This is a genomic window from Stenotrophomonas sp. YJH_SMC_19 (genome assembly GCF_059367915.1).
Map to the genome: position 1 here is coordinate 24,191 of NZ_JCAFRI010000015.1, position 24,260 is coordinate 48,450.

The window sequence follows — 24,260 nt, forward strand, 5'->3', positions numbered from 1 at the left end:
GGCGCTGTCTGATCCAGGGCTTTCAAGCCGCATCGGTTTCGGCAGAGGCCTTGGCTTTACCAGAGCCCTTTCGGTTCTTGTAGAAGTCCTCCAGCCACTGTTCCGGCGTGAGTTCGTCCACGGTGATCCGATTGCGGACTGCAGCCGTCTGCAGCACCCGATGCATGATGTCGATGTTGTCGGTCGAGGCCGAGATCACCGACAGGATGTCGTCCATGCCACGCAGGTTGAGCTGGCAGACACTGGAAGCATGGCCCTGCTTGACCAGGAAGCAGCGCGAGCGCTCGTCCAGTGCCGTGACCACCTTGAACTCCGCCTCGGTCAACTTCAGGCCATCCATGTAGTCGCTCTTGCTGGCGTTCGGGTTCGGCAGCAGGATGAGCGTGGCGGTCTGCTCGATCAGGGCAGCGGAGATATCACTCTTCAGCGCGTCTTCCGGGCTCTGCGTGGCGAAGATGCCCAGGCCGTTCTGCTTACGGATGGTCTTCTGCTTGTTCTTCGCGAACTCCTTCAGGCCACCCTCGCCGTCCAGGATCTTCCAGAATTCGTCCATCACATAGATCAGCGGTCGACCGTCGATCAGCGATTCCAGGCGGTGCAGCAGGTAATTGATGACCGGCACGCGCACTTCGGGATTGTCGATGATGTCGGTGTAGTCGAAGCCGATGATGTTGGCCTTGCTCAGATCCACCGTATCGATCGGATTGTCGAAGACCCAACCCAGCGAATTGCCCGAAGTCCAACGGCGCATGCGCGCATAGAGGCCGTCGTCGCCCATGTTGGGCAGGCTCTTCTGGAAGTTGGTCATGCTGCGCAGATGCATCGGCGTATCGAGCATGCTCTCCACCGCACGGTAGATGTCCTCTTCCTCGCGGGCGCTGTACTCGCGCTTGCCGGCCAGCACCTTGATCAGGTCGGCCAGGAACTGCACGTTCGCTTCGTTGTTCTCGCACTGGAACGGGTTGAAGCCAGTCGGCGCACCGTTCTCCAGGGCCAGATAATTGCCACCGCAGGCACGCACGAAGATCTCCGCACCACGGTCCTTGTCGAAGAAGAAGATGGTCGGTGACGGCTCATACTTCTGAACCTGGCTGAGCAGGAAGTTGATCAGCGCGGTCTTGCCGGTACCGGACTTGCCGATCACCATGGTGTTGGCGATCGCCTTCTCACCCAGCGAATTCTCGGATGGATGGGTGGCATGGAAATTGAAGTAGTACGGCTGGCCGTTGGTGGTCTGCAGCGTGGTCACGCAGTCGCCCCACGGGTTGTTGTGCTGCTTGCCCGTGGCGAAGTTGTGCAGCGGCGACAGGCCGAGGAAATTCAGTGAGCTGACGTTGGCCAGCCGCGTGCGGAAGCGCCAGTTGGCCGGCAGCTGCGAATAGAACGACGAGGTGACTGCCAGATCCTCCTTGGTCGACACGAAACCGGCGTTGGACAGCTCGGCACGGGTCGAGGCCACGTTCTGCGACAGCTTCGCCTGGCTGTCGCCATAAACCGCGATGATGAAGTGGTATTCGCCCAGCACGAAGTTGCCTGACGACAGATGATCCATCGCCTGGTCGAGTTCGACGATCTGACTGACCGCCTTGTCGCCCGACGAGATCATCATGCCCTTGGTCCGGTCCAGCACCTTCAATGCGTCCTGGCGCCCCATCGGGCTGAACGAATGGGTGATGACGTACTCGTAGTCCAGATACTTCAGACCATTGAGGATGCCCGGATAGGTCCCCTCGGCATATTCCTTGATATTCAGGATCGCGCCGAAATGGTTAACGCCATTGGGCGTATTGATCACGAAATCGCCGGTCTTGGCCGAGAACATATGACGGCTGACCGGAAGATAGTCTTTCACAGGCGCCGACAGCACCGGTACCGGCTCATCGATGCGGTTGATCAGGTAGCCGAACAGCTCAAGCGTTTCGGAAAACACCACGCCGTTCTTGGCTTCGTACATACCGAGCCGGTAAGGCGCGTAGTCGCGGATCACAGCCTCGACGTTGCCGGCGAGCTCCATCAGCTTCTCGACGGCCTGCTCCTGCTCGGCGCGCAGCTTGTCCACGTTCGCGGACTTCTCCACGAAGCGCTTTCCCGCCACCACCGGGCGATAGATCATCGTCAGGTACAGCTCGTTCTGCATGATGCGCTGGGAGGACAGCATGCCCATGTACTGGTCGGACACATCCTGGTTGAAGCGCTGCTTGTAGTAGCTCTTTCCCTTCAGGGTGCGACGGCGCCGGATGTCATGCACCCAGAAGGCAACGTTGACGAAATCCGGTGCGCGCAGCGTCTGCAGCAACCGGTTGAAGGTGTTGTGCCGATGCTCAAGCTCCCATTCTTCGCGCCCCACGAACGGCAGCCCTTCCAGGTGCCACGTCAACAGGTAGTCGCCGCCCGTGGTCTTCACCACATTCGGAGCCACGTGCGACGACAAGGGGATGAATTCGCTGATGGAGGTATCTGGGTTGAACATACGACTGCTTCCAAAAGGTACTGCCGACAAAGATGCGGAGTTGGCCAGGCGGGCGCTCAACGCCCGCCTGGCCGGATCCAGCCCTCAATCCCTGGGGGCTGGCTTGTTGCGGTAGTGATTCGGGTTGAACACCCACATGCCATCATGCTCCTGCACGTTGCGCACCTTGAGCTTGAACATCAGGCGCAGGCCCAGCAGGCGGAAGATCATCTCGTCACGCTTGGCCATCTGCCGCATGATGAAAATGGCCACCGGGATGGTCAGCAGAAACCAGAAGTTCGTGTACATGCTCAGCAGCAACAACCCACCCGCCACCATGAAAAATGGCAGGTAGGGAACGCCCAGGAACATCGCTGGGCGCGTGCATCCCCGGAACAGGACGTTCTTATGCACTGTAGTACTGGACGGCGTGCTTGATCATTTCAAACGCCATGCCAGCGCCGTCGCCACCACCGACCTTTTCGCAGCTGCCAGCCTCCTTGCCGAGCAGCATGCGCGCGATCTGGCCTGCCGCGCCGATCAGCACACCGCCGATGAGGATCGGGGCCACGTCACCGATGCGCTTGTGGGCAAACGCAATCTGGTAACCGGCGAAGATCACGGCGATCGTGACCACGGCGATCGAGGCCATGTTCAGCAGACCGTTGATGTTGGAGAAGAAGCCGCAGACCTTGCCATCGGTACCACCGAAGTCAGTGCCGGCCAGGGCCTGCGGAGCGAACACAGCACCGGCGAATGCGACGGCCATCAGCATGGTCTTCAGCGTGCGCTGGGCCTGGACGAGGTCGAGATTGAATCGCTTCATGGATTGATTTCCTTGTTGATGGACTAACACAACTGAATCGACCAGCCGGGGGACCGGTCGCACCACGACTTCGTCAGAACACGAAGGCCGCATCCCCTGCGGGAATCTGCTGCACCGGCGCACGGGGCGCCGGTGCGTTGTAGAAATTCTGGGTGTCCGCTGCCGGCGCGTTACGCTCATTCCACGGGCGCAGCATCACCGGCGCGTTCGCGCCGGCAGCCATCCCGGGAAGCTGTTGCGGCATGGCTGCCCCGCCCTGCGCCGCACCAGGCTGCTGATACGGCTGCGGAGCCTGCTGCGGCATGTCGTTTCCACGCTGTGCCTGTGGCTGCATCATTCGATCGACCGAGCCCAGCACCACGCGCGATACCGCCTGGTCGGCGATATTCAGCAGGCTGCCGCGGGCCATCGCACCGGTGGATGGGTAAACGGTGTAGGCGCGGGCCGGGTCATTGGACGGCACGTACACCGGCGCACTGGCCTGGGCGACGATGCGTGCCTGGGCCGGCGAGGCCGTCTGCGGATGATGTTCGACCCTGACCACCCGACGCTCGCCGCGGCTGACCACGTCAATCGGCGCGACGCCGTTGCTTGCGACCTGCTGACCGCGGCGGATCGAGTCGTAGATCTTCTGCACGTACCCGTGACGGAAGCCGGTCTCGAAGTTGCCCGAGTAGTAGCAGCTGAACGACTTGCCCCAGTCACCACCGGAGCGCTTGTAGCAATCGGCGAGGATGCGCGAACCAGCCTGCAGGTTCGGGCACTGCTGGAAGGCCTTCTCGTAGGAATCCAGCCCGTACTTGCCCAGGTTGTAACGGTTGACCTGGGCCAGGCCAATGGAGAAGTTGTAGCCCTTCTCCTCCAGCATGCGAACGGTGGCCAGCGCCTCGTCGAGGGCCTTGGGCTGGCGCACCAGGGCGCCGCCGACCACGCCGATGGCATAGGGGTTGCGCGACGATTCCACGTTGATGACGTGCTGCATCACGTCCATCGAGACGGCCATTTCCGGGCACGCCATCATTTCCAGTCCTGGCAGCATTGGTCAGCCCTCCTGCCCCTGGGCACGCCCAGGATTGAAGTCGATGCCGGTGATGTAGCGCGAGCCGGCATGCGCCTTGATATGCACGACGATGTCGATGGTCATCATCAACAGTCGCTTGATCACGTTGAACTCCAGGCCCGAACCCTCGGCCGAGGCCTTCACCATCAGCGCCAGCTGATCCCAGGTCTGCTCCGGGCTACCGGCATGGCAACTGGTGATCGAGCCCGGGTGGCCCGATGCGCAGTTGCGGATGAAGTAGAACGCCTCGTCACCGCGCAGCTCGGCCAGGATGATGCGTTCTGGCTTCATGCGCAGGCAGGCTTCCATGCAACTCTTTGCGCTGACATTGCTGGTGCTCTGCCCGCCCTTGGAGTACAGCAGGTGCACCACATTGGGTTGGGTCAGAAACAGCTCGCGTGCGTCCTCGATCGTGACCAGGCGCTCGTTGTCCGGGATATGATTGACCAGCGCTTTCATGAAGGTGGTCTTGCCGCTACCGGTCGCACCGGAGACCACGATGTTCTTGCGGTACATCACCGCACGACGGAAGAACTCTGCGTACTCGCGCTGCTGGCGCAGTTCCAGCAGCTCGCGGTCCTGCTCGCTCAGACTGCCATCCTGTTCCAGGATCTGGTTGAAGAAACCATCCTCGTGGTACTGGGTGAGCGACTTGGTGTGCTTGGACGGCAGGCGGATCGTGATCGAAACCTTGCCGGCATCACAGGCAGGTGGAATCACGAACTGCGCACGCTGGCCGGTGGGGAACGTGAGCGACACCACCGGATCGGCATCGGTGATGCGCTGGCCGGTGTTGCTTTCGTTCACTACGGCGGTGCAGAACTGCCGGGCCCGCTCGAAGGTCAGGCCCGGCACGTCCACCCGCTGCCACCCGGCCCGGGTTTCCAGGTACAGCTCACCGGGACGGTTGATGCAGATTTCCGTCACTTCCGGGGATGTCATGTACTCGGCGATGCCCAGCACTTCGTACTGATAGCGCAGGAAATCGCTGGAAACGAGGGCGAGGGGTGACACTTCGGCGTCCATGGTTGTTCTTCGGGTTACCGGCGCGGGTTGAGCACGTTGGTGAAGTCAACGTCCTTGGCGACGTAGACGTTCACGATGGTGCCCTGGTTGATGGTGACAGTCGGCGGGCGATTCGAACTGGTGAGGGCTTCGTTGGCGAGACGCTCCATCGTGCGCGCGGTGGCGCTTTCATAGGGCGAACGAACGGCGAAACCATTGCTGGAAACCGTCGTCGACTCTGGGCCATGTTCGGCTGCGGCGTACTTGAAGGCGTCGGCGATCAGGCTGATCATCAACGCCGACGCAATGCGACTACCCCAGTGCGCGCTGTACTGGCCAGGATGACCGGCACCACCCAGCTGATCCACGCCCGGGCTGGACATGGCCACGTCGATGCCATTGGGCGTGGTGATGCGATCCCAGATCACTTCCACGCGCTTGCCCTTGGGACCGCCACCGTACGCACCATAGATCTTGGACCCCTTGGGCAGCAGCAGGCTGCGGCCGTTGATCGAGTAGACCGGCTCGGTCAACAGGCACGACGTATAACCTGCAAGATCGGTGATGATGCGGGTCTCGAGTACACAACGCAGATAGGTGCCACGCACCAGCAGCGCGTCGGGGCTCCGGATGTAGGAAGCATTGGACACATCCTCCACATCAGGCCCGCGGCGCACCTTGGCCGGCGGAGCATTGCCGTTCTGCGCCTGCAGCGCAGCCAACGTGGCCTGCATGTAGGGATCGTCGTTGTCCCCTGCTGCGGCCTGGCCGCCAGCGTCGCCCGTGCCCACGCCTGCGCCACCACTACCGGCAATGCGGCGATCCAGCAGACTCGGGCCACGCTCGACCTCGCGCTCGGGTTCGGCACGAGGAATGAACGTCGGGCCCATCGTTTCCTGCGGCGGTGGCGGCAGCATCGGAATGGGCTCGGCGGCTTCCCGGGCAGCCTCGCGAATCGCGGAGGGTGCAATGATCGGCAGGTCGGGGGTGCTCGAACGTGCAACCTGCGGCGGCGCCTTGGCTTCTTCAGCGTCTTCCTTGCCCTTGCGCAGCAGCAGGAAGCCCATGGCCAGCAACAACACCAGGATGCCGCCGAGGAACAACAGCGCCTTGCGGTTCAAGCGCTGCTCTTCCGCAGAGCGAAGCTGTGGGGCACTGGCATCCAGATCCGGCGCCGCCTCTGCCTGCGCGTGCCCGTAGTAAGGGTTCGCCGATGGCTCCTGAGCCGCAGGCCCCTGTCCGTACGGAGACGGATTCGGATCGTTTTCGGGAGTGTTCTGCTGGCTCATTTCTTCACGTTCCTTCGCAGGCCGACGACGAAGTCGCCGTGGCGGATGACCAGGTACGGGTACGTCCCGTGCACGATCAGCGTATTGCCCTCAACCGTGGTGTTGACCACGAAATCCTCGCCATACTCCTTCTCGCGACCGAATACGGCCGGGAAGATACCGGTCTTGTACTCGGGCGAGTTGGGCAGTTTCAGATAGGTGAAACGGCCATCGTCGTAGGCGTTGACCGGGACCAGCCATCCCATCTTCTTGGCCTTGCTGGTCGAATAGGAGTAGTTGAAGTTGTATTGGCGATCCTTGGCCAGCTCGGTACTGAGCAGCGGCTGCGCCTCCTCCTCGACCGCCGACTGGGCAGGGCCGAACACAGTGTCATTCGGATAGACGAATGCGATCTTGTACTGCACGCCGGCGCGACGGGCCTGCTCAAGCTGGCGCCAGTCGGTGGCAACGACCTTCAGCTCGAAAATGTACGAATGGGTCTCGGTACGCACCATCATGTTGGTGTCGACGTCGACGTTCTTCGGCTTGAGATAGAACACGTTCTCGCGACGGGTGAGTTCCCAGCCGCTGCTGAAGCCGGTGCTGTAGTCGAGGATCTTCTCGTTCGGGCTCAGCTCGATCTGGGTGGTGAGGCCCAGGCCGGTGCGAACCGGGTAGATGCGGTCCTTCTCATACTCGTAGTGGTCAACTGCCTGTGCCATCGCCGCGCTGGAAAACACCAGCGACAGCAACGACAGCAGCGCCCACGCGCTTCCCCTGATTTTTCGACTACTCATCGGTTGCTTGCTCCATCAGCATTTCCGGTGGAATGGTTCGGTGCCGGCATCATTGCCGGCTGTCCCGGCGCGCCCTGCCCCGGCATCGGCTGCCCCTGGACCGGCTGCCCCTGCATGGGCGCACCCTGCATCGGCTGCATCTGCCCATTGGCCGGCACTGCGACAGGCTGACCGGTGGCGGGATCGATCATGGTGGCAGCGGCCGGATTGTTCGGAACGTACATGCCCTGCGCCTGCTGCGCGGCGAGCTGTGCCTGTTGCGCGGCATCCTGGGCCTGCTGCTGCATGGCACCGTCATCCGGCACGGGCACCCCGCGCGCATAGTCGTTGTCGACACGGTACTCCGTGACCTGGAACGCCAATGGGTTGAGCACGCGGTCCTGTTCGGAGAGCGCCAGATTCTGGTTGTACTGGAAGCGCATGGTGACCAGCTGGTTGTCCAGATAGGTCGACACACCGCTGCGCTTGTCGAGCAGGCTGCGCTGGATGCGCACGGACGCGCCACGGAAGCTGCCGTTCGCCTGCACGCCCAGCGGGGTGATGCTGAGGATCTTGACCCTGATCGCCTTGCCCCGGCCGTACATCACGAACGGATTCTGCGGATTGTTGCTGGCATAGCGCTGCTTCATGCTTGCGGCCACGGCATCACTGGACATGACGAACACCAGCTCCCAGTCGCGCAACCCCATCACCGCGGAGTCGTACGACTCGCGCGCCAGCACGTACTGGGCGACATTGCTGCGGTTGACCGCTTCGTTGGTGGTGATCGTCTCGCCCTGGAACGTGCCCCTCAGGCGCGCCACCGTAGCGGTACCCGTGTAGGCATCGGCCATCACCAGGAACGGCACCTTCTCCTTCAGCGGCAGCATGTAGTAGTAGCCGCCAGCCAGTGCCAGCGACATCAGCAATGAGCCGGTGGCGACCCACCAGGCACGGCGCTCACTGCGACGCGCCATGTCGGCCACGGTGATCTCGTAGCTGACCGCCTTGGCGACCGACTGCTCGACCTTGGGACTATTGCCGGGATCCTTCTTGCGGAACATGGATTCTTCCGTACTGCTGAAACATCAATGGGCGTGGCACCCCTGCGACAGGCGCGGGGAGCGGCACGTTCGATGATTTCGAGGTGGACTCAGGTGCCGCTGTTGGAATCAGCGCCCTGTGCCGACGCGGTCGGCGTCGAGCCAGCGCTCTGCACAACGATCTGGTTGCCAACGATGGAGACGGAGATGCCCTGCGCTGCATAGGCCGCCGTCAGATCGATCACGGCCTGCTGAGCGTTGGTGGTATCGATGTTGGAGACCGCGCCGTACAGGGTGAAGTCCGAGCTCAGGCGGTAATCCAGCGTGCGTCCGGAATCCTTGGCCCAGCGCTCGAGCATGGCTTTGAGCGTGCCATCCATCGGCGAGGCCTGGTAGACGTAACTGGAGTACAGCGGGATCTCGGTGGTTGCCGCAGCAAAGCGGTTCACCGGCTTCCAGCGGCCTCCGAAATCGGGAGCGGACTTGGTGGCGCAACCGGCCACCATCAACGCCGCCACTGCGGCGATGGACATTTTCGCGATAAACGCCTGATTCATACGGGCTTCACTTTGACGTACGAAAAAGCAGTCCCGAGCATTGGTCCCCTGGTCGTCCGGCGCTGCGTCGCGCACGCCGGAATCGGAGCGACGCACTGACTGGCAGCACACCCACTCCGGCTCCCCTGCAGCCAACGGCTGCCAACCAAGTCGCGGGGCCGCCAGACACTGCCGGCGACACACCCGCATACCTCACCAACGTCGAAACCATCCATGTTTCATGGCACAAACTCCTGGCCACCCTGCTCTACAACATCTGCCATCCATCACACATTTCTGAACGGCATGCACAGGGTCGCACAACCACGCGTCAATTCCATGTCAGACAAGTCTGAAAATCTATGAACAAATGCCGAATTCTTGACTCAACTCACGTTTTCACGTCAGTGAATATGAATCTACGTCACAAATTTAACGACGTGAATTAGACGTTAAGCATGGGAACGTCGACTTTCGGCAGCAGCCGCGAGGTGAAGTAGCGATCCTTGTAGTAGCGGATCTTGTCGCATTTCACCGGATGCGGTATGCCCTCGTACAGGAACACTTCCTTGTCCGGCCCCATCGCCTTCAGCTCCTGCGGCAGCATCAGTGCCCGCCGCTCCTCGGTGAAGCTGTGGGTCTTCTCGCGGGCGTGCGTGACGTTCTTCTTGCGGATGGTGGTGTAGCCCAGCATGTCCGAATAGTCGTTGGCGTCCTGCTGCTCGCGCGGCGCGTACAGGATCTGCAGCGCGTGGTTGGTGATGATCGTGCGCGAGACTTCCCGGCCGTAGGTGGCGTCGAGCTGGGACATGCTCTGGATGATCGGCAGCAGGCGGATGTTGTAACCGGCCATGTAGGACACCGCCGAGGCGATGATCTCGACCTTGCCGATCGAGGTGAATTCGTCCATCAGCAGCAGGCACTGGTACTTCAGGTCCGGGTTGGACTTGGGCAGTTCCTTGGTGTTGAGGTTGATCAGCTGGCTGAAGAACAGGTTGATGATCAGCCGGCTCTCGGCCAGCTTGTTCGGCTGGATGCCGATGTAGATGGTCATCTTCTTCTTGCGCACGTCGGTCAGCAGGAAGTCGTTGCTGCTGGTGGCCTTGTCCAGCACCGGGTTGATCCAGGGATTGAGCGGTTCCTTGAAGGTGCCCAGGATCGAGGCGAACGTCTCGTCGGCCTGGGACAGCATGTTGGCGAACGCCGAACGCGCGTTGCCACTGAGGAACGAACGCTCCGACAAGGCCTTGAGGTACTTCTTCAGATCGGTGCCATCGCCGGATGACAACCGGTAGACAGAACCCAGCGTCGGCGTGCCCGAGCCGCCCGGGAAGCCACTGCTGCGCTCGTCGTCCCAGTTTTCGAACAGATACAGGGTGAAGGCCATGAACGCGTTGCGCGCCTGGCTGACCCAGAACTTCTGGTCCTCGGCGCCGTCCGGATACAGCATCGCGGCGATGCTCATCAGGTCCGACACCCGGAATGCCGGATCATCGGAGACATAGCTGAGCGGGTTCCAGCGGTGCGTGCGCCGATCCTCGGCGAAGGGATTGAACAGGTAGATCTCCTGGCCCTGGCTGGCGCGCCAGCCGCTGGTCAGGTCGAAGTTCTCCTGCTTGATGTCCAGCACCACCAGCGATTCGCCGTATTCCAGCAGGTTCGGGATGACCACGCCCACGCCCTTGCCTGAACGGGTGGGTGCCGCAAGAATCACGAACTGCTGGCCATCCAGCCGCACCAGTTTGCCGCCATGGCTGCCGACCACGATGCTCTGGCCGGTCTTCTTGAACATGCCATGCCTGGACAGGTCGGCGCCGGTGGCGAAGCGCGCGTCGCCATGCAGCGAGCGCTTGTCCTTCTTCAGCAGCAGCACCAGACCGGTCACCAGCAGGACCAGCAGCGGCAGGCCGAAGCCCACGTAGCCGGCCCACTTGATCTTGCCCACGAACGGCGCAACCTGCGGCTGGCCGATGGCGTGGTAGTACTGGTAGTACGTGTTCCAGGTGAACAGCTTGGTGTCCAACCCCAGGAACAACAGGGTCAGGTAGCCGGAAAACACGAAACCAAGCAGCAGGGTCGCCAGCGTGACGATGGCGATGAGCAGATACTTCTTACTGGGCAACACCCGAATCCTCCATGATGCGCACGAGGGCGCGACGGCCTAGCGGCGGCGCCAGCGCGACGCCTTCTTCCGCAGGTTGTTTTCGTTCTCCAGCCCGGGCTCTTCGCCCTCTTCACGCACCCGCTGCAACAGCAGTTGGCGCGCTTCGGCCAGTGATACCAGGTCGGTCAGACGATCCCCATCGTCGGCGACGACCGCATGGCCGACCACATCGCCCGGAGCGTACACCGGCTCGTAGGACACTGCTACCAGCTGATAGCGGCCACGGGTTTCCAGCACATGCCTGAATTCCTGCATCGCATTCCTCCTTGTCGGGGCAACACTGCGTCCCCTGCCCCGCCATGATGCCCATCGCAGTGTCATCGGCGTATGCACAAGCGCTACGGCTTCTGCGCGAAACTGTCTGCGGATATCCAAGGAGATTGCAATGGACTGGGTAGCACTTGCACGCACGCTGGCCACCGAGGCCCACACGGGCCAGACGGACAAGGCCGGCCAGCCTTACATCTGCCATGTGGCGCGAGTGGCGGCCGCGGTGCGCGGCGACGATGACGCCGAAGTGGTGGCCTGGCTGCATGACGTAGCCGAAGACTGCCCGGCGTTTGCCGCACGGATCGAGGTCTTTCCCGCCCCGCTGCGCGAGGCGGTCCACCTGCTCAACCGCGACGCGGCCCCCGACGCGGACAGCTACTACGCGCGCATTGCCGCCCACCCGCTGGCACTGAAGGTGAAGCAGGCCGATCTGGATGACAACGCCGATCCGCAGCGCTTGGCGATGCTCGACGCGGCGACGGCCGGGCGCCTGCGCGGCAAGTATGCGCACGCCCGGGCAGCGCTGGGCATCTGATCGCGCCGCGCGATGGCGGGTGGGCGAACGTGTCACCGATCAAACGCTGATTTACCCTGAGTGCTGCTGCCCTTGTTGCGGTGCAGCAGTACAATGACCGGCTCCCCGCCCCCATCGCGCCCCGCATGAGCCCCAACTCTTCCCTGGCTGCGCGGCTGACGCCCCGTCAGCGCACCCTGATCATCCTTGCCTTGTCGCTGGGCGGCTTCGCCATCGGCACCAGTGAATTCGCCAGCATGGGCCTGATGCTGGAGATCAGCCGCGGCCTGTCGATTTCCGAAACCCAGGTCGGCCACCTGATCAGCGCCTACGCCATCGGCGTGGTCGTCGGCGCCCCGATCCTCGCCTTCGTCGGCGCCAGCTTCCCTCGCCGCAAGCTGCTGCTGGCACTGATGGGCTTCTATGCCGTCGGCAACCTGGCCAGCGCACTGGCGCCGAACTACGGCACGATGCTCATTGCGCGTTTCGTCGCCGGCCTGCCGCATGGCGCCTACTTCGGCGTGGCGATGCTGGTTGCCGCCGCGATCAGCCCGGCCGGCCAGCGCGGCCAGGCGATGTCGCGCGTGTTGCTGGGCCTGTCGATCGCGATCCTGGTCGGCAATCCGCTGACCACCTGGCTGGGCCAGCAGCTGAGCTGGCGCACCGCCTTTGCCCTGGTCAGCGTGCTGGCCATCGCCACCGTGGCGATGATCGCGCGCTTCCTGCTGCCGGACCCGGACGAGGTCCGTACCTCGCCGATGCGCGAACTGCGCGCCTTCAACACCACCCAGGTGTGGCTGGCGCTGGCGATCGGCGCCGTTGGCTTCGCCGGCATGTTCTGCGTGTTCACCTACCTGGCACCGACCCTGGTGCAGGTCACCGGCGTGGCCGAATCGTGGATGCCGCTGGCGGTGGGCGTGTTCGGCATCGGCGCGATCATCGGCAACATCGCCGGTGGCTGGCTGGTGGACAAGTTCCACTTCAAGGCCGCCGCCGTGGTGCTGCTGTGGTCGATCGTGATGCTGCTGCTGTATCCGCTGGCCGCGCAGTCGGTGTGGACCATCGGCCCGATGATCATTACCGTCGGCACCATGGGCGCGCTGGCCGCAGTATTGCAGACGCGCCTGATGGACGTGGCCGGCGAAGCACAGACCCTGGCCGCCGCCTCCAACCATGCCGCCTTCAATACCGCCAATGCACTCGGCCCGTGGCTGGGTGGCATGGCGATCAGTGCCGGCTTCAGCCCGGCCAGCACTGGCTATGTCGGTGCCGCCACCGCCATCGGCGGCCTGCTGCTGTGGTGCGTGGCGGTGATGCTGGACAGGAAGCGCAAGACAGCCGGCGTGGGCAGTCACTGACCTTCGCGCCGGATCGTCAGCTGCTGCCCGCGCGGCGGCGGCGATCCGGCCGCAGCAACGCCGTATCGCCGGCCGCAAGTGTCGGGCGCGCCAGCTCACCGCGCTTGACGCGCTCCAGCACCCGCCGCGAGTTGGCCGCGCAGTCGATGCCCTCCGGCCGCGCCTGGATGTCCTCGATCAGGGCCAGCAGGTGCGCCCGGCTCTCTGCCAGCCGCAACTGCAGCGCCTCGATGTCGGCCACCTTCTGCTGCAGCATCGAGATCAATGCGTCGTGCTGCCACTGGCCCATGTCCGGTGGCAGCAAGGCGCGTATCTCCTCCAGGCTGAAGCCGGCGCGCTGCGCACCGGTAATCAGCTCCAGCAGCAGCACCGCCTGCTCCGGGTAGTCGCGGTAGCCGTTGGCCTGCCGCTGGACGACCAGCAACCCTGCCTCCTCATAGAAGCGGATACGTGACGCCGCCAGGCCCGTGCGGCGGGCCAGCTCACCGATCTTCATCTGCCTGAATCCTCGACATCGGAACCCATTGACCTTCAATAAAACTTGAAGGTTAGCGTAGCACCATTCCCCTGTCCTGGAGCTGTCCCATGTCGCTGTTCTCGCCCCTGGCGCTGCCTTCCGGCGCCCTCATCCGCAACCGCATCGCCAAGGCGGCGATGGAGGAGAACATGGCCGACGCCGACCACGCCCCCTCCGAAGCGCTGCTGCAGTTGTACCAGCGCTGGGCCGACGGCGGCGCCGGACTGATCATCACCGGCAACGTGATGGTTGATAGCCGCGCCATGACCGGCCCCGGCGGCGTGGTGCTGGAGGACGATCGCCACCTGGAGCGTTTCATCGCCTGGGCCGACACCGCGCGCTCGCGCGGGGTGCAGATGTGGATGCAGATCAACCACCCCGGGCGGCAGATGCCGGCCGCGCTCGGCCAGCCGGCATTGGCGCCTTCGGCGGTCCCCTTGGACATGGGCGCACTGTCCAAACAGTTCGCGCCGCCGCGGGCGATGACCGAGGCGGATATTGAAGACGTGATCGCCCGCTTCATCCGCAGTGCCGAGCTGGCCGAGCGCGCCGGTTTCAGCGGCGTGGAGATCCATGCCGCGCACGGCTACCTGCTCAGCCAGTTCCTGTCGCCGCTGTCGAACCGCCGCGATGACCGCTGGGGTGGCAGCCTGCAGAACCGTGCGCGCCTGCTGCTGGAGATCGTGCAGGGTGTGCGCGCGACGGTGGCGCCCACGTTCGTGGTGGCGGTGAAGCTCAACTCCGCCGATTTCCAGCGCGGCGGCTTCTCGCCCGAGGACGCGCGCGACGTGGTCGAGATGCTGGCGCCCCTCGGCGTGGATCTGGTCGAACTGTCCGGCGGCAGCTATGAAGCACCGGCCATGACCGGCGCCGCACGCGACCAGCGCAGCGTGGCCCGCGAGGCGTACTTCCTCGAATTCGCGCGCGAGATCGCCACGGTGGCAACGATGCCGCTGATGGTCACCGGCGGCATCCGCCGCCGCGAAGTGGCAGAGCAGGTGCTGGCCAGCGGCGTGGCCATGGTCGGCATCGCCACCGCGCTGGCGATCGAGCCGGATCTGCCGCGGCACTGGCAACAGGGCCGCGATCCGGTGCCGACACTGCGCAACATCAACTGGCGCAGCAAGCCGCTGGCGGCCAGTGCGCACATGGCCGCAGTGAAGTATCAGCTGGGCCGGTTGAGCCGGCGCCGCCCCACCGCACCCACGGTCTCACCGGTATGGGCCCTGCTGCTGGCACAGGCGGCCGCAAAGTGTCGGACCCGCCGCTACCGGCGCTGGATCGGCGCCCGCGCTATCGCGCACTGAGCCGCGCGGTCTTCTCATCGCCGCAGCGATGCTCCACCATCTGCAGGATCGGCGGCAGTTCCGCCGCCGGTCGCAGCATGGAGACGGAACCCACGTGGCAGCAGGATCGACCAGGAACCGGGAGAAGCTGCTCGATGACCTGCTCTCGCTGGGCCGTAACTGGGCGCTGGCGATCGCCATCGCAGGTGCCGGGGCAGCAGTTCACTACAGCGAGTCGGTGTACGAAGCAGGACTCTGGCGAGGCCTGCTGCCTACCATCTGCTTCCTGGTCGCGATCATCTGGATCGTGCTCAGCATCATCCGCTTCGACCTGACCCTCCAGCAGCACTTCGAGCGCAAGCGCACGCGCTGGCTCAGCCGCCTGCTCTATGTCGTGCTGCTGGGTACCGGCATCACCGCCGTGTTCTTCGTGACCGAACTGGCGTCCAACAACCACATCGCAAGGATGTGCGACGCCGTGGCCAACGAACCGGCCAGCCGGATCCACCGGTCCGCCGAGTGCCAGCGCCTGTACCAGCATCGGGCGGCGTACCGGCAGCGGCTGGAATCGGCCGAGGGCGAGTTCGACTGAGCAGATGCATGGGCGAAGGCGCGCGAAGACGCACATAGAGGTCCAGCGAGGGCGGATTCGGAATAGTTGTATGGACTTCATTGCAACGCGACGCCACGCTTTCTTGCCGGAAAGCCGTGATCGAACGCAGTCCATGAAGTCACCCACCGCCCGCTCCCGTCTCCCCGCCCGCCCGCGGAAAATCGGCAGCGAAGTACGCATCTTCAGACGCTATCACCAGTACGCCATCCTTGCCGCCGGAGCCGGACCACTGGCAATACTCCTGGTCGCCGTCGCGCCCGAACTTGGGCCGCTTCCGGCACTGGGCGCGGCAGCGATTTTCACGCTGTCGCCGCTGATTCTCGGCTTCGTTGTCTATTCCCCACAACGGGACCGGGTGGTACTGGAACAGGATCGTCTGGTATTCCAGCACCGTCCTCCTCTCCCGTTCAAGCAGATCCGGTCCTACAACCTGGACGATCATGTCGATCTGATCCTGATCGATGGACCGAGCGTGCTGCTGCAGCGCACGCGGGCATCGATGCATGATTTCCCAACCTTCCGGGACGCACTGGCAGAGGCGCTCGCAGATCGGCCCGCCAACGCTGCCGCGGCTCCGCAACGTCGCCATTTCTTCGGTGCCTGGCCCGCACGCGTTTGGGGTGCGGGCCTGTTGCTGGCGACGGCGGCACTGGTGATCACGGGCGTACTGCATGGCTGGCCGTTGTACAAAGCACCGATCCTTGGGATCGTGCCCGTGGTGGGCATTGGGCTATTGCTGTCGCGCCGCCGTCACTGATCGCGCCGTCGGCGAAGTACACATGGCGTGGATGTGTATTCGGGCACAGTACGCGCGCCGCTCACGCTTGGAACCATCCAGCCACCATGCTCCACGCGCCTGCCCCCGCACATCACGATGCCATCGCCCTGCAGGCGGGCGTGCTCGGCAGCGTGTTGGGCGTGGCTCTGTACAAGGCCATCGCGTTGTCGGCGCTGGCGACCGGATCCTTGATCGTGATCGGGCTGTGGCTGCTGGCCTGCGCGCTGCTGGCTGCCTGGGCACTGGCCGCCTGCCTGGCCTGCCTTGCGCTGAGCCGGCGCGTATTCGTGCTGATGCTGGCGCTGAGCATGATCCTGATGATCTGCGTCGCCTGACAGCAGCAGGCGCCGGACTATCGCGCATCTGTTACAGAATAACAAGTGCGATTGGACGGATTGCTCGTGCCCGGGGTCACGGATTTGAATTCCATGGCCAGCCCGGCACCACCCGAGACTCCCCATGATCCTGCAGCCCCTGCTTCGCGCCTCCCTCACCGCCTTTGCCCTGGCCACGCTCAGCGCCTGTGCCACGTATGACGACAGCAACATGCACCAGGCCTGCCAGGAGTCGCCGCATCTGAAGGACGTGCCGCCCGAAGTGGCTGCCCGCGAGAGCCGCTGCAACAAGAGCATGGAAGTGTGGTCGAGCGAGCGCAAGGGCAGTGACAGGCCGATCGACCTGAGCGGCAAGAAGAAGGATCTCTGATCCGCCGGGCATCTTGATCGTTCCAATGCATGCGGATGACCAGCCCGTCACGATCGGGGGGGCAGGATAAGGCCTCCCCATCACGACGACTTTCCCGATGCCGGCCACTGGTCACCCTGTCATCCATGCCTTTGAAGCTGTGTTCGACCTGTCTGGCGGGGTGGAGCGCATTACGGCGCTCACTGTCATCTGCCGGCATTGCTCTGAAACCCGCTCGGCCAGCGAAGACAATCTGGTCCAGCTGCCGGGCGGCGCGTTGTTCCGCTGCGACGGATGCGGCAGTCATCAGGCGGTGAGCCATGCGCGGGTTGCCGATTGGCAGGTGAATTCGCTTCTTGGTGTCTGAGGCTGCAATACGACGGTGCCACGACGCAGGCTGTTGGCGCAGGGATGATGGTGCAGTCAGCGGGCGCCCCGTGAGCCACCTCGTCCGCCGCGCAGGGCCGATGACAGCCAGGGCAAAGGAGCTGTGCAGGGCGCAATGACATCACCTCGGCTAAGCTGCGGCACCTTTCTTCGCGCACGGCCATGCATCCCTTCCCCCTTCCTGTCTCGGCACCCGATCAACTCGCCTACCGACTGCTGCAGGACAGCGACTGGGCCCGTTCCACCGACGCGATCAACGCTCCTCCCGAACTTCGCGCTCTGCTGGCGATGATCCTGGATTCTCCGGAGCCGCTGTGGATCGCATGGGGCCGCGACAACAAGGCGTTCTTCTTCAACGATGCCTACCTGCCGATGCTGGGCGGCAAGCTGCACGGCGCCATGGGCAGCCGATTGGAAGACGTCTGGGCGGACGTCTGGGCCGACGTCGTCGATGCTGTCAACGACGCCTTTGGCGGCACGAGCCGCAGTTTCAAGAACATGCCGTTGATGATGGACCGTGATGGCACGTTGCGCGAGACATTCTGGACGTTCTCCTACTCGCCGCTGCGTGCCGGTTGCGGAGGCGTGGCCGGCATCATCTGCATGGTCAGCGAGCAGACCGAACGGGTGATCGAACGCGACCGGCACACCCGCCAGGTGGCGGCCATCACCGAGCAGGCACGCGAGGCCCATCTTGAACTGGTACGCGCCCGCGAACAGCTGCGGCAGTCGCAGAAGCTGGAGGCCATCGGCCAGCTGACCGGCGGCGTTGCCCACGACTTCAACAATCTGCTGCAGGTCATCACCGGTTCCGTGGACATGCTGCTGCATACCTGGCCGGCCGAAGATGCGCGCCTGCGCTATGTACAGGCGATCGAAACCGCCGCTGACCGCGCCACTCGCCTGACCGCCCAGCTTCTGGCGTTCTCGCGCAGGCAGAGCCTGTCGCCGCAGGTATTCGACCTCTGCGAGAGCGTACGCGCGCTTTCAGACATCATCACCACAGTGCTGGGTGCACGCATCTCCGTGTCGGTGAACCTGCCCGACGCCCCGTTGCCGGTGCTGCTGGACCGGACCCAGCTCGACACCGCACTGATCAACATCGCGGTGAACGCGCGCGACGCCATCGACGGCCACGGCAAGGTGACGATCGATGTGGAACAGCTGACATCGGTGCCTTCCGTGCGGTTCGCGGCGCCGATGAAAGGCAACTTCGCTGCGATCAGCGTCAGCGACACCGGTGCCGGTATCGATCCGTCCGTGGTGGACCGGATCTTCGAGCCATTCTTCACCACCAAGGGAGTGGGCGCGGGCACCGGGCTTGGCCTCAGCCAGGTGTTCGGCTTCGTCAAGCAGTCCGAGGGCGAAGTGGACGTACAGAGCCAGGCCGGTGTCGGTACGCGCTTCACGCTGTATCTGCCGCTGGCGCAGGCTAACGCCTCCATCGAGCTGCCGACCGCGCAACCGGGATTGCTGCATGGTCACGGATTGTGCGTGCTGGTGGTGGAAGACAATGTGGATGTGGCCGAATTTGCAGTCGGTGCGCTGCGCGAGCTTGAGTACAACGTCGTACTCGCGCGCAATGCCGACGAAGCACTGGCGGAGCTCGAGCGCGACGCTGCGCGTTTCCACGTGGTGTTCAGCGACGTGGTCATGCCCGGGACCAATGGGCTGGATCTGGCCCGCACCATCCGCAGCCGCCTGCCCGATCTTCCGATCATTCTCACCAGTGGCTACAGCGAACTGCTGGCCCGCGATCCAGGCCACGGTTTCACGCTGCTGCGCAAGCCCTACTCACTGAAGCAGCTGGCCTTGGTGATGACCGAGGCCAGCTGTCGCTCGCAGACGATGGTGACTGCGCATTAGCGGGCAGATCACCGGATCGGACCGGTCCAGGAAGCAAGCGCTGAATCAAGGCCGGACATATCCCCCCGTGTGCCACAGACCCAGGCAACGATGCCATCCGGGCGCACCAGCACCGCCCCCAGGCCCGATGTCGCATCCCCAGTATCTGCGGCGCAGGCGATGGAAGGCTGCCAGCGTTGGCCATGCTGCGGCGGCGAAGACGCCGGGTCGAAAACAAGCAGCGCCCCCTGCCCCGCTCTCAGCAGTTCGCCCAGGCGGCGGCCATCGACCAACCGGAAATCCGGCGCGTTCCTGCCGACCAGCGGGTGGTCTCCGTCAAGATCCAGCTGCTGCGAAACACCCCAGATCCGCTCGGCCAGATACGTGGCCCCATCGCGGGTGCCGGCCAGGTCGGCCATGATCGCTGCCAGTGCGCGCGAACCGGGCCCGGGTCGCATCAGCGCAACCTGCGCGCGCGACCAGTCCAGCACCTTGGCACCCACCGGATGGCGCTCAGCCTGATAGCTGTCCAGCAGCGCCTCATCGGCCTTGCCCCGCGCCACGGCGGCCAGCTTCCAACCGAGGTTCATCGCATCGCCGATGCCGAGGTTCAGTCCCTGGCCGCCCAACGGCGAATGCATGTGCGCGGCATCACCTGCCAACAGCACACGTCCGCTGCGATAGGCCGTCGCCTGGCGCGCAGCATCGGTCCATGTCGTGGCCAGGTGCAATGCAGTGATCGTTGCCTCGCGGCCAGACACCCGCCGCAGCAACGCTTGCGCGGTGTGCCGGTCCAGTGGCGTGCGATGGCCGGCGCCACCATCGAAATCGGCCAGCGCCAGCATGCCTGGCGGGTTGAAATTGCACATCCCGTGATCGGTGAACTGTCGGCCTGGTGTGAGTACACACCCATCTGCCAGTTCGACCAGCAGCGTGTAACCGGTGAACTCTGGCCCGGTTCCAGCGAAGAGGAAGCCCGATTGTTTGCGTACCGTGCTGCGGGCCCCATCACAACCGACCAGCCAGCGGCCGTGGACCCTGCCGGAGCCGGTGTGCACGGCAACCTGCGCCTCGTGCGCATCCACCGCCTGTACCGCACGCCCGCGTTCGATGCGCACGCCCAGCGCAGTCGCACGTTCGGCAAACACCGCTTCCAGGGCCTGCAACTCCACCGCCATCTGGGTGCCCACCGGTGTCGGCAGGCGCCAGCTCCAGCGCGCCTGGTCCACATCGTCCAGTACAAATGGAATACCCGCGAAGTGCCCACCCAGCGCACGCGGCTGCGCCAGCCAATGGGCGGTGCCGGGCGGCGGCGCGCCCTTGTCGGGCTTGAGCACCTGCGTCGCGGCGACCGCGTCCAACAGGCCGCGCCGATCCAGTGCCTCCAGCGTGGGGGCGTTGAGGCCGCGCAGCCCGGATGGCAGGCGCTTCAACGGCGAACCGGCGGACCCGGCCTGTTCCAGCACCAGCACCGAACACCCGGCCAGGGCCAGTTCGCAGGACAGGAACAGGCCAACCGGGCCAGCACCGGCAATGACGACGTCGTACAGCATCGAGATTCCTTTTGAGCGCCGGGTCGGCGCTCTGGCGGATCAAATGTTACACTCGGTGTACGTTTTCACAAGTGAACCGCCCATGACCCCGCCTCCTGGCCGCCGCGAACAACGCAAGGCCGTGACCCGACAAACGATTTCGGACGTCGCCACCGAGCTGATCATCCGGCGCGGCTTCGAGGCCGTCTCCATGTCCGAGATCGCCGAAGCCGCGGGCGTCTCACGCAAGACGGTCTTCAACTACTTCGCCAGCAAGGAAGACCTGGTGTTCGACCGGGATGAGGAGGCGCGCACGCTGCTGCGCGAGGGCATGATGGCGCGCAGCGGCCTGACCCCGCTCGCGGCCTTCCAGTCGCTCGTTCGTGAGTTGCTGGAGGCTGGCCATCCGCTGCTGCGCATCAATGCCGGCGCTGTCGCCTTCTGGGGCACCGTGGCGGAGAGCCCGGTACTGGTCGCGCACGCGCGACGGCTGCAGGCGCAGTTGACTGACGATCTGGCGCGATTGATGGCCCACGCTGTCGGCCGGCCCGAACATGACGCCGAAGCGCGACTGGGCGCGGCCATGCTGCTGGCGTCGATGGTGGCGGCCTATGAGAAAGGACTGGCAAGCCAGCTGCAGGGCAAGGACCCGCGTGAGGCCATGCGGCAGCTGATCGTGCGCGGTGCCACCGGGGTACTGGTGGCCTTGGCGGGCACCCCGTATACGGACCCCGGCGCGCGTCCATAGCGCATCCGGGGAATAGGCGTCGAAGTATCGCCAATGCTAATCTTTCTCATTTGCAGACACGTGACCCTCCCCAATGCCCCTGCCCATGCCCCTGCAACGCACCCTGTGCCTGGCACTGACCCTGCACGTGGCGCCCCTTGCGCATGCAGCTGAGTCCTCCGCTGCCGCACCCAAGGATCTGGACAAGGTCGAAGTCCGCGGACGCGCACAGACACTGTATCGGGTAGACGATGCCGCGGTCGGCACCCGCACCGATACGCCCCTGGAGCTGGTCCCACAGTCGATCCAGGTCATCCCGCGTGAACTGATCGACGACCAGGCCGCGCGTCAGGTGACCGACCTCTATCGCAGCATCAGCGGCATCAGCTATTTCAGCTATGCCGGGGTGACCCTGCGCGGCTTCCGCCAGGAGAACGTGCTGTATGACGGCCTGCGCGGCGACCCGTACGCAGGATTTTCGGTGCCGCAACTGTTCAACATCGAGCGCGTGGAAGTGCTGAAGGGGCCGGCAGGCGCGCTGTATGGCGGGGGTGATGCGGGCGGTGTCATCAACTACGTGACCCGCAAGCCGAAAGCCAGCGCCGAACGCCGCATCGAGGTCCAGCTCGGCGACAAGGACTTCCGTGCCGGATCGATCGAGGGTACCGGGCCGTTGAATGCCGCCGGCAGCGTACGCTATCGCGCCGGGCTCTATGCCGACAGTGAACAGGGCGTGCGCTGGAATACCGACAGCGAGAGCGTGATCGGCGACGCCTCGCTGGCCTTCGACGTTGGCCAGACCGGCGAGCTGGTGCTGCAGTTCACCGACATCACCCAGAACCTTGGCGGCAACCGCCTGCGTGGCGTGCCGGTCAACGATGCAGGCACGTTCCTGACCGACCGCCGCTGGAACCACAACGAGGCCAGTGATTTCCTCGACATGCGCGCCAAAGTGGCGCTGGCGCAGTACCGTTTCGCGCCGAGCGACACTCTGGACCTGGACTTCGCCGCCCGCTGGTTCAGCAACAACGAACACCAGATGTACCACGAGCCGATGGGCCTGATCGATCGTGACCGCGATGGCGTGGCCGAGTGGATGACCCGCCAGCTGCGCAACCAGATACGCGACAACGAAGCATTCACTGCCAACGGCAATGCCGTCTGGCGGGTGGCCACCGGCACGGTTGAGCACAAGGTGCTGTTCGGCGCCGATGTGTACCAGCTGGATGCGGATTTCACCGCACAGACCGCGAACAGCGCTGACCTTGCGCGTGGCGCCGGGCCGGTGCGCGGCATCGACCTGTTCAATCCCGTGTACGGCGCCAGTACCTGGCACGACTACAACCTGGCGGCCCTGCCTTGGCGCAGCACATCCACCCGCAGCAAGCGCCATGGCGGCTACCTGCAGGACGAACTGGCACTGGGCCCGCGCTGGCATGTGCTGGCCGGGGTGCGCTGGGATGGCTTCAAGGATGAGGATCGCATCACTGGCAACAGTGTGGATGGCAACGATCTCAGCTGGCGGCTGGGCAGCACGTTCACCGTGCGCGAGGGCCTGAACGTCTACGCCAACGTCGCCAGTGGTTTCGTGCCGCAGAGTGCCGCCAACCAGAACCCGGCCGCTGGCGGACCGTTCGATGCCGAGCGCAGCAAGCAGTGGGAAGTGGGCATGAAGTCGCTGCTGGCCGACCGTGTGACCTTGAACATGGCGGCCTACCGGATCGACCGCAGCAACATCGTGCAGGCCACCGGCGAGGTGATCGGTGGCGTGAACCAGTTGGCCGCGCTGGGCCTGGTACGCAGTACCGGCATGGAGCTTGACCTTCTGGCCGACCTCAGCGAGCGCTGGGTGCTGAACCTGACCTACGCCTACAACGATGCGCGGGTGAAGGACGCCGGCCCGAATGGCATCACCAACGCCTCCGGTGACCGATTCGCCAATGCGCCGCGCAACAAGCTGGGATTGTGGACGCGTTATGACCTGCCGGCGATCAACTCCGCCATCGGTTTTGGCGCGGATCACGTCGGCGAGCGCGTCAGCCTGGATGGGCAGACCGTCAAGGCCTACACCGTGTTCGACATGAGCTGGAAGACCACGTGGAGGCAGTGGCAGTTCCAGGCCAACGTCAAGAACCTGTTCGACAAGGTGTACGCGGCCAGTGGCTTCATTGAACGCAACGGGCATTTCCCCGGAGATCCACGGCGGGTGTATGTGCAGGCGGCCTACAGCTTCTGACCGGAAGCATTTGCAGCGCTGAATTCACTGTCGGCAAGCAGGTCGTTGCATGGCACTGGTTCACGCACGTCCGAAACCGTCGGCACTTCCAGTCACTTGTGCACGATCTCCTCCGCCTGTAGCGTTGCCGTTGCCCAAGGAGGGCTATCAACGGAGTGAAGCATGAAGATTGGATTCAAGCTGTCTGTTGCTATTGCGGCTGCTGCACTGACCCTGGGAATCGGCAGTGCCTCCGCGCAGTCCCGCTGTACCCCTTGCTACACCGCGTATGACGCGTGCCTGGCGGCGGGTAATGGCGAGAAGGTCTGTTACCCGGCGTTTGCTCGTTGCCTGCGGAACAGCGGCTGCACCATCCCGTAAGTCACGCACTGCCGTGATGCGTGCCG

At 64.2% G+C, this 24,260-nt stretch carries 25 protein-coding genes; 12 read left to right on the top strand and 13 right to left on the bottom strand.

The genetic code is table 11. From position 1 onward, the window contains the following. Positions 1–22: 22 nt before the first annotated feature. The 11 genes from AC5P5R_RS15105 to AC5P5R_RS15155 form a co-directional block, all read right to left on the bottom strand. A complete protein-coding gene (locus AC5P5R_RS15105) occupies positions 23–2,470 on the bottom strand; it encodes a VirB4 family type IV secretion/conjugal transfer ATPase (RefSeq protein ID WP_024958424.1) in 2,448 nt (815 codons plus the stop codon). Positions 2,471–2,554: 84 nt separating this feature from the next. Then, on the bottom strand, positions 2,555–2,863 hold the full coding sequence (locus AC5P5R_RS15110) for a VirB3 family type IV secretion system protein (RefSeq protein WP_012480639.1): 309 nt from the start codon (positions 2,861–2,863) through the stop codon (positions 2,555–2,557). Next, positions 2,856–3,275 carry a TrbC/VirB2 family protein gene (locus AC5P5R_RS15115; protein WP_012480640.1) on the bottom strand — a complete coding sequence of 140 codons (420 nt, stop codon included), beginning with the start codon at positions 3,273–3,275 and terminating at the stop codon, positions 2,856–2,858. The genes AC5P5R_RS15110 and AC5P5R_RS15115 overlap by 8 nt, the downstream gene beginning before the upstream one ends. A 73-nt stretch (positions 3,276–3,348) precedes the next feature. Continuing rightward, positions 3,349–4,314, bottom strand: coding sequence for a lytic transglycosylase domain-containing protein (locus AC5P5R_RS15120; protein WP_012480641.1), 966 nt, complete (start codon positions 4,312–4,314; stop codon positions 3,349–3,351). Positions 4,315–4,317: 3 nt separating this feature from the next. Continuing rightward, positions 4,318–5,361 (bottom strand): P-type DNA transfer ATPase VirB11, encoded by a 1,044-nt coding sequence (gene virB11 / locus AC5P5R_RS15125; protein ID WP_012480642.1) that lies wholly within the window; start codon positions 5,359–5,361, stop codon positions 4,318–4,320. A gap of 14 nt (positions 5,362–5,375) precedes the next feature. Beyond that, positions 5,376–6,629 (bottom strand): TrbI/VirB10 family protein, encoded by a 1,254-nt coding sequence (locus AC5P5R_RS15130; RefSeq protein ID WP_012480643.1) that lies wholly within the window; start codon positions 6,627–6,629, stop codon positions 5,376–5,378. Next, a complete protein-coding gene (locus tag AC5P5R_RS15135) occupies positions 6,626–7,405 on the bottom strand; it encodes a TrbG/VirB9 family P-type conjugative transfer protein (protein ID WP_012480644.1) in 780 nt (259 codons plus the stop codon). The genes AC5P5R_RS15130 and AC5P5R_RS15135 overlap by 4 nt, the downstream gene beginning before the upstream one ends. Beyond that, positions 7,402–8,448, bottom strand: coding sequence for a VirB8 family type IV secretion system protein (locus tag AC5P5R_RS15140; protein WP_012480645.1), 1,047 nt, complete (start codon positions 8,446–8,448; stop codon positions 7,402–7,404). The genes AC5P5R_RS15135 and AC5P5R_RS15140 overlap by 4 nt, the downstream gene beginning before the upstream one ends. Positions 8,449–8,537: 89 nt before the next feature. Next, positions 8,538–8,984, bottom strand: coding sequence for a hypothetical protein (locus AC5P5R_RS15145; protein ID WP_012480646.1), 447 nt, complete (start codon positions 8,982–8,984; stop codon positions 8,538–8,540). Positions 8,985–9,408: 424 nt separating this feature from the next. Further along, positions 9,409–11,088 carry a type IV secretory system conjugative DNA transfer family protein gene (locus tag AC5P5R_RS15150; protein ID WP_005410127.1) on the bottom strand — a complete coding sequence of 560 codons (1,680 nt, stop codon included), beginning with the start codon at positions 11,086–11,088 and terminating at the stop codon, positions 9,409–9,411. A 36-nt stretch (positions 11,089–11,124) separates the two neighbouring features. Next, positions 11,125–11,382 (bottom strand): hypothetical protein, encoded by a 258-nt coding sequence (locus AC5P5R_RS15155; protein ID WP_005410128.1) that lies wholly within the window; start codon positions 11,380–11,382, stop codon positions 11,125–11,127. A 130-nt stretch (positions 11,383–11,512) separates the two neighbouring features. Here AC5P5R_RS15155 and AC5P5R_RS15160 point away from each other — a divergent pair, with 130 nt between their 5' ends. Continuing rightward, entirely contained in the window at positions 11,513–11,932 is a 420-nt protein-coding gene (locus AC5P5R_RS15160) for an HD domain-containing protein (RefSeq protein WP_043034643.1), read from the top strand. A gap of 125 nt (positions 11,933–12,057) precedes the next feature. Beyond that, positions 12,058–13,269 (top strand): MFS transporter, encoded by a 1,212-nt coding sequence (locus AC5P5R_RS15165; protein WP_005410130.1) that lies wholly within the window; start codon positions 12,058–12,060, stop codon positions 13,267–13,269. A 16-nt stretch (positions 13,270–13,285) separates the two neighbouring features. On the opposite strand, the gene AC5P5R_RS15170 is transcribed toward AC5P5R_RS15165, so the two are convergent. After that, positions 13,286–13,765 carry a MerR family transcriptional regulator gene (locus AC5P5R_RS15170; protein ID WP_005410131.1) on the bottom strand — a complete coding sequence of 160 codons (480 nt, stop codon included), beginning with the start codon at positions 13,763–13,765 and terminating at the stop codon, positions 13,286–13,288. Positions 13,766–13,854: 89 nt separating this feature from the next. Between AC5P5R_RS15170 and AC5P5R_RS15175 the strand changes: the two genes are divergently transcribed. From AC5P5R_RS15175 to AC5P5R_RS15205, 7 genes are all read left to right on the top strand, one after another. Then, positions 13,855–15,093 carry an NADH:flavin oxidoreductase/NADH oxidase family protein gene (locus AC5P5R_RS15175; RefSeq protein ID WP_100438697.1) on the top strand — a complete coding sequence of 413 codons (1,239 nt, stop codon included), beginning with the start codon at positions 13,855–13,857 and terminating at the stop codon, positions 15,091–15,093. 94 nt (positions 15,094–15,187) lie between these two features. Beyond that, positions 15,188–15,664, top strand: a complete 477-nt coding sequence (locus AC5P5R_RS15180) for a hypothetical protein (protein WP_005413845.1) — start codon at positions 15,188–15,190, stop codon at positions 15,662–15,664. 133 nt (positions 15,665–15,797) lie between these two features. Beyond that, a complete protein-coding gene (locus AC5P5R_RS15185) occupies positions 15,798–16,442 on the top strand; it encodes a hypothetical protein (protein ID WP_100438698.1) in 645 nt (214 codons plus the stop codon). Positions 16,443–16,528: 86 nt separating this feature from the next. Beyond that, positions 16,529–16,798 (top strand): hypothetical protein, encoded by a 270-nt coding sequence (locus AC5P5R_RS15190; protein WP_005410135.1) that lies wholly within the window; start codon positions 16,529–16,531, stop codon positions 16,796–16,798. A gap of 124 nt (positions 16,799–16,922) precedes the next feature. After that, on the top strand, positions 16,923–17,168 hold the full coding sequence (locus AC5P5R_RS15195; protein WP_100438699.1) for a hypothetical protein: 246 nt from the start codon (positions 16,923–16,925) through the stop codon (positions 17,166–17,168). 97 nt (positions 17,169–17,265) lie between these two features. Further along, positions 17,266–17,514, top strand: a complete 249-nt coding sequence (locus AC5P5R_RS15200) for a hypothetical protein (RefSeq protein WP_005410137.1) — start codon at positions 17,266–17,268, stop codon at positions 17,512–17,514. 182 nt (positions 17,515–17,696) lie between these two features. Then, the gene (locus AC5P5R_RS15205) at positions 17,697–19,400 is read left to right on the top strand and encodes an ATP-binding protein (protein ID WP_100438700.1); all 1,704 of its coding nucleotides are present in this window, start codon (positions 17,697–17,699) and stop codon (positions 19,398–19,400) included. Positions 19,401–19,408: 8 nt separating this feature from the next. On the opposite strand, the gene AC5P5R_RS15210 is transcribed toward AC5P5R_RS15205, so the two are convergent. After that, positions 19,409–20,932: an FAD-dependent monooxygenase gene (locus AC5P5R_RS15210; RefSeq protein WP_100438701.1), complete on the bottom strand. Its 1,524-nt coding sequence runs from the start codon at positions 20,930–20,932 to the stop codon at positions 19,409–19,411. An 82-nt stretch (positions 20,933–21,014) separates the two neighbouring features. On the opposite strand from AC5P5R_RS15210, the gene AC5P5R_RS15215 reads away from it, so the two are divergent. From AC5P5R_RS15215 to AC5P5R_RS15225, 3 genes are all read left to right on the top strand, one after another. Further along, on the top strand, positions 21,015–21,659 hold the full coding sequence (locus AC5P5R_RS15215; RefSeq protein WP_005410140.1) for a TetR/AcrR family transcriptional regulator: 645 nt from the start codon (positions 21,015–21,017) through the stop codon (positions 21,657–21,659). A gap of 73 nt (positions 21,660–21,732) precedes the next feature. Then, the gene (locus AC5P5R_RS15220) at positions 21,733–23,874 is read left to right on the top strand and encodes a TonB-dependent siderophore receptor (protein ID WP_100438702.1); all 2,142 of its coding nucleotides are present in this window, start codon (positions 21,733–21,735) and stop codon (positions 23,872–23,874) included. Positions 23,875–24,036: 162 nt separating this feature from the next. Further along, positions 24,037–24,234 (top strand): hypothetical protein, encoded by a 198-nt coding sequence (locus AC5P5R_RS15225; RefSeq protein WP_005410142.1) that lies wholly within the window; start codon positions 24,037–24,039, stop codon positions 24,232–24,234. The last annotated feature ends 26 nt before the right edge of the window (positions 24,235–24,260 follow it).

Bases quoted from the DNA above. Each gene is read 5' to 3' on its own strand.
- AC5P5R_RS15105 (WP_024958424.1), bottom strand. From the start codon at position 2,470: ATGTTCAACCCAGATACCTCCATCAGCGAATTCATCCCCTTGTCGTCG.
- AC5P5R_RS15115 (WP_012480640.1), bottom strand. From the start codon at position 3,275: ATGAAGCGATTCAATCTCGACCTCGTCCAGGCCCAGCGCACGCTGAAG.
- AC5P5R_RS15120 (WP_012480641.1), bottom strand. From the start codon at position 4,314: ATGCTGCCAGGACTGGAAATGATGGCGTGCCCGGAAATGGCCGTCTCG.
- virB11 (WP_012480642.1), bottom strand. From the start codon at position 5,361: ATGGACGCCGAAGTGTCACCCCTCGCCCTCGTTTCCAGCGATTTCCTG.
- AC5P5R_RS15130 (WP_012480643.1), bottom strand. From the start codon at position 6,629: ATGAGCCAGCAGAACACTCCCGAAAACGATCCGAATCCGTCTCCGTAC.
- AC5P5R_RS15135 (WP_012480644.1), bottom strand. From the start codon at position 7,405: ATGAGTAGTCGAAAAATCAGGGGAAGCGCGTGGGCGCTGCTGTCGTTG.
- AC5P5R_RS15140 (WP_012480645.1), bottom strand. From the start codon at position 8,448: ATGTTCCGCAAGAAGGATCCCGGCAATAGTCCCAAGGTCGAGCAGTCG.
- AC5P5R_RS15145 (WP_012480646.1), bottom strand. From the start codon at position 8,984: ATGAATCAGGCGTTTATCGCGAAAATGTCCATCGCCGCAGTGGCGGCG.
- AC5P5R_RS15155 (WP_005410128.1), bottom strand. From the start codon at position 11,382: ATGCAGGAATTCAGGCATGTGCTGGAAACCCGTGGCCGCTATCAGCTG.
- AC5P5R_RS15160 (WP_043034643.1), top strand. From the start codon at position 11,513: ATGGACTGGGTAGCACTTGCACGCACGCTGGCCACCGAGGCCCACACG.
- AC5P5R_RS15165 (WP_005410130.1), top strand. From the start codon at position 12,058: ATGAGCCCCAACTCTTCCCTGGCTGCGCGGCTGACGCCCCGTCAGCGC.
- AC5P5R_RS15170 (WP_005410131.1), bottom strand. From the start codon at position 13,765: ATGAAGATCGGTGAGCTGGCCCGCCGCACGGGCCTGGCGGCGTCACGT.
- AC5P5R_RS15175 (WP_100438697.1), top strand. From the start codon at position 13,855: ATGTCGCTGTTCTCGCCCCTGGCGCTGCCTTCCGGCGCCCTCATCCGC.
- AC5P5R_RS15185 (WP_100438698.1), top strand. From the start codon at position 15,798: ATGAAGTCACCCACCGCCCGCTCCCGTCTCCCCGCCCGCCCGCGGAAA.
- AC5P5R_RS15190 (WP_005410135.1), top strand. From the start codon at position 16,529: ATGCTCCACGCGCCTGCCCCCGCACATCACGATGCCATCGCCCTGCAG.
- AC5P5R_RS15195 (WP_100438699.1), top strand. From the start codon at position 16,923: ATGATCCTGCAGCCCCTGCTTCGCGCCTCCCTCACCGCCTTTGCCCTG.
- AC5P5R_RS15200 (WP_005410137.1), top strand. From the start codon at position 17,266: ATGCCGGCCACTGGTCACCCTGTCATCCATGCCTTTGAAGCTGTGTTC.
- AC5P5R_RS15205 (WP_100438700.1), top strand. From the start codon at position 17,697: ATGCATCCCTTCCCCCTTCCTGTCTCGGCACCCGATCAACTCGCCTAC.
- AC5P5R_RS15210 (WP_100438701.1), bottom strand. From the start codon at position 20,932: ATGCTGTACGACGTCGTCATTGCCGGTGCTGGCCCGGTTGGCCTGTTC.
- AC5P5R_RS15215 (WP_005410140.1), top strand. From the start codon at position 21,015: ATGACCCCGCCTCCTGGCCGCCGCGAACAACGCAAGGCCGTGACCCGA.
- AC5P5R_RS15220 (WP_100438702.1), top strand. From the start codon at position 21,733: ATGCCCCTGCCCATGCCCCTGCAACGCACCCTGTGCCTGGCACTGACC.
- AC5P5R_RS15225 (WP_005410142.1), top strand. From the start codon at position 24,037: ATGAAGATTGGATTCAAGCTGTCTGTTGCTATTGCGGCTGCTGCACTG.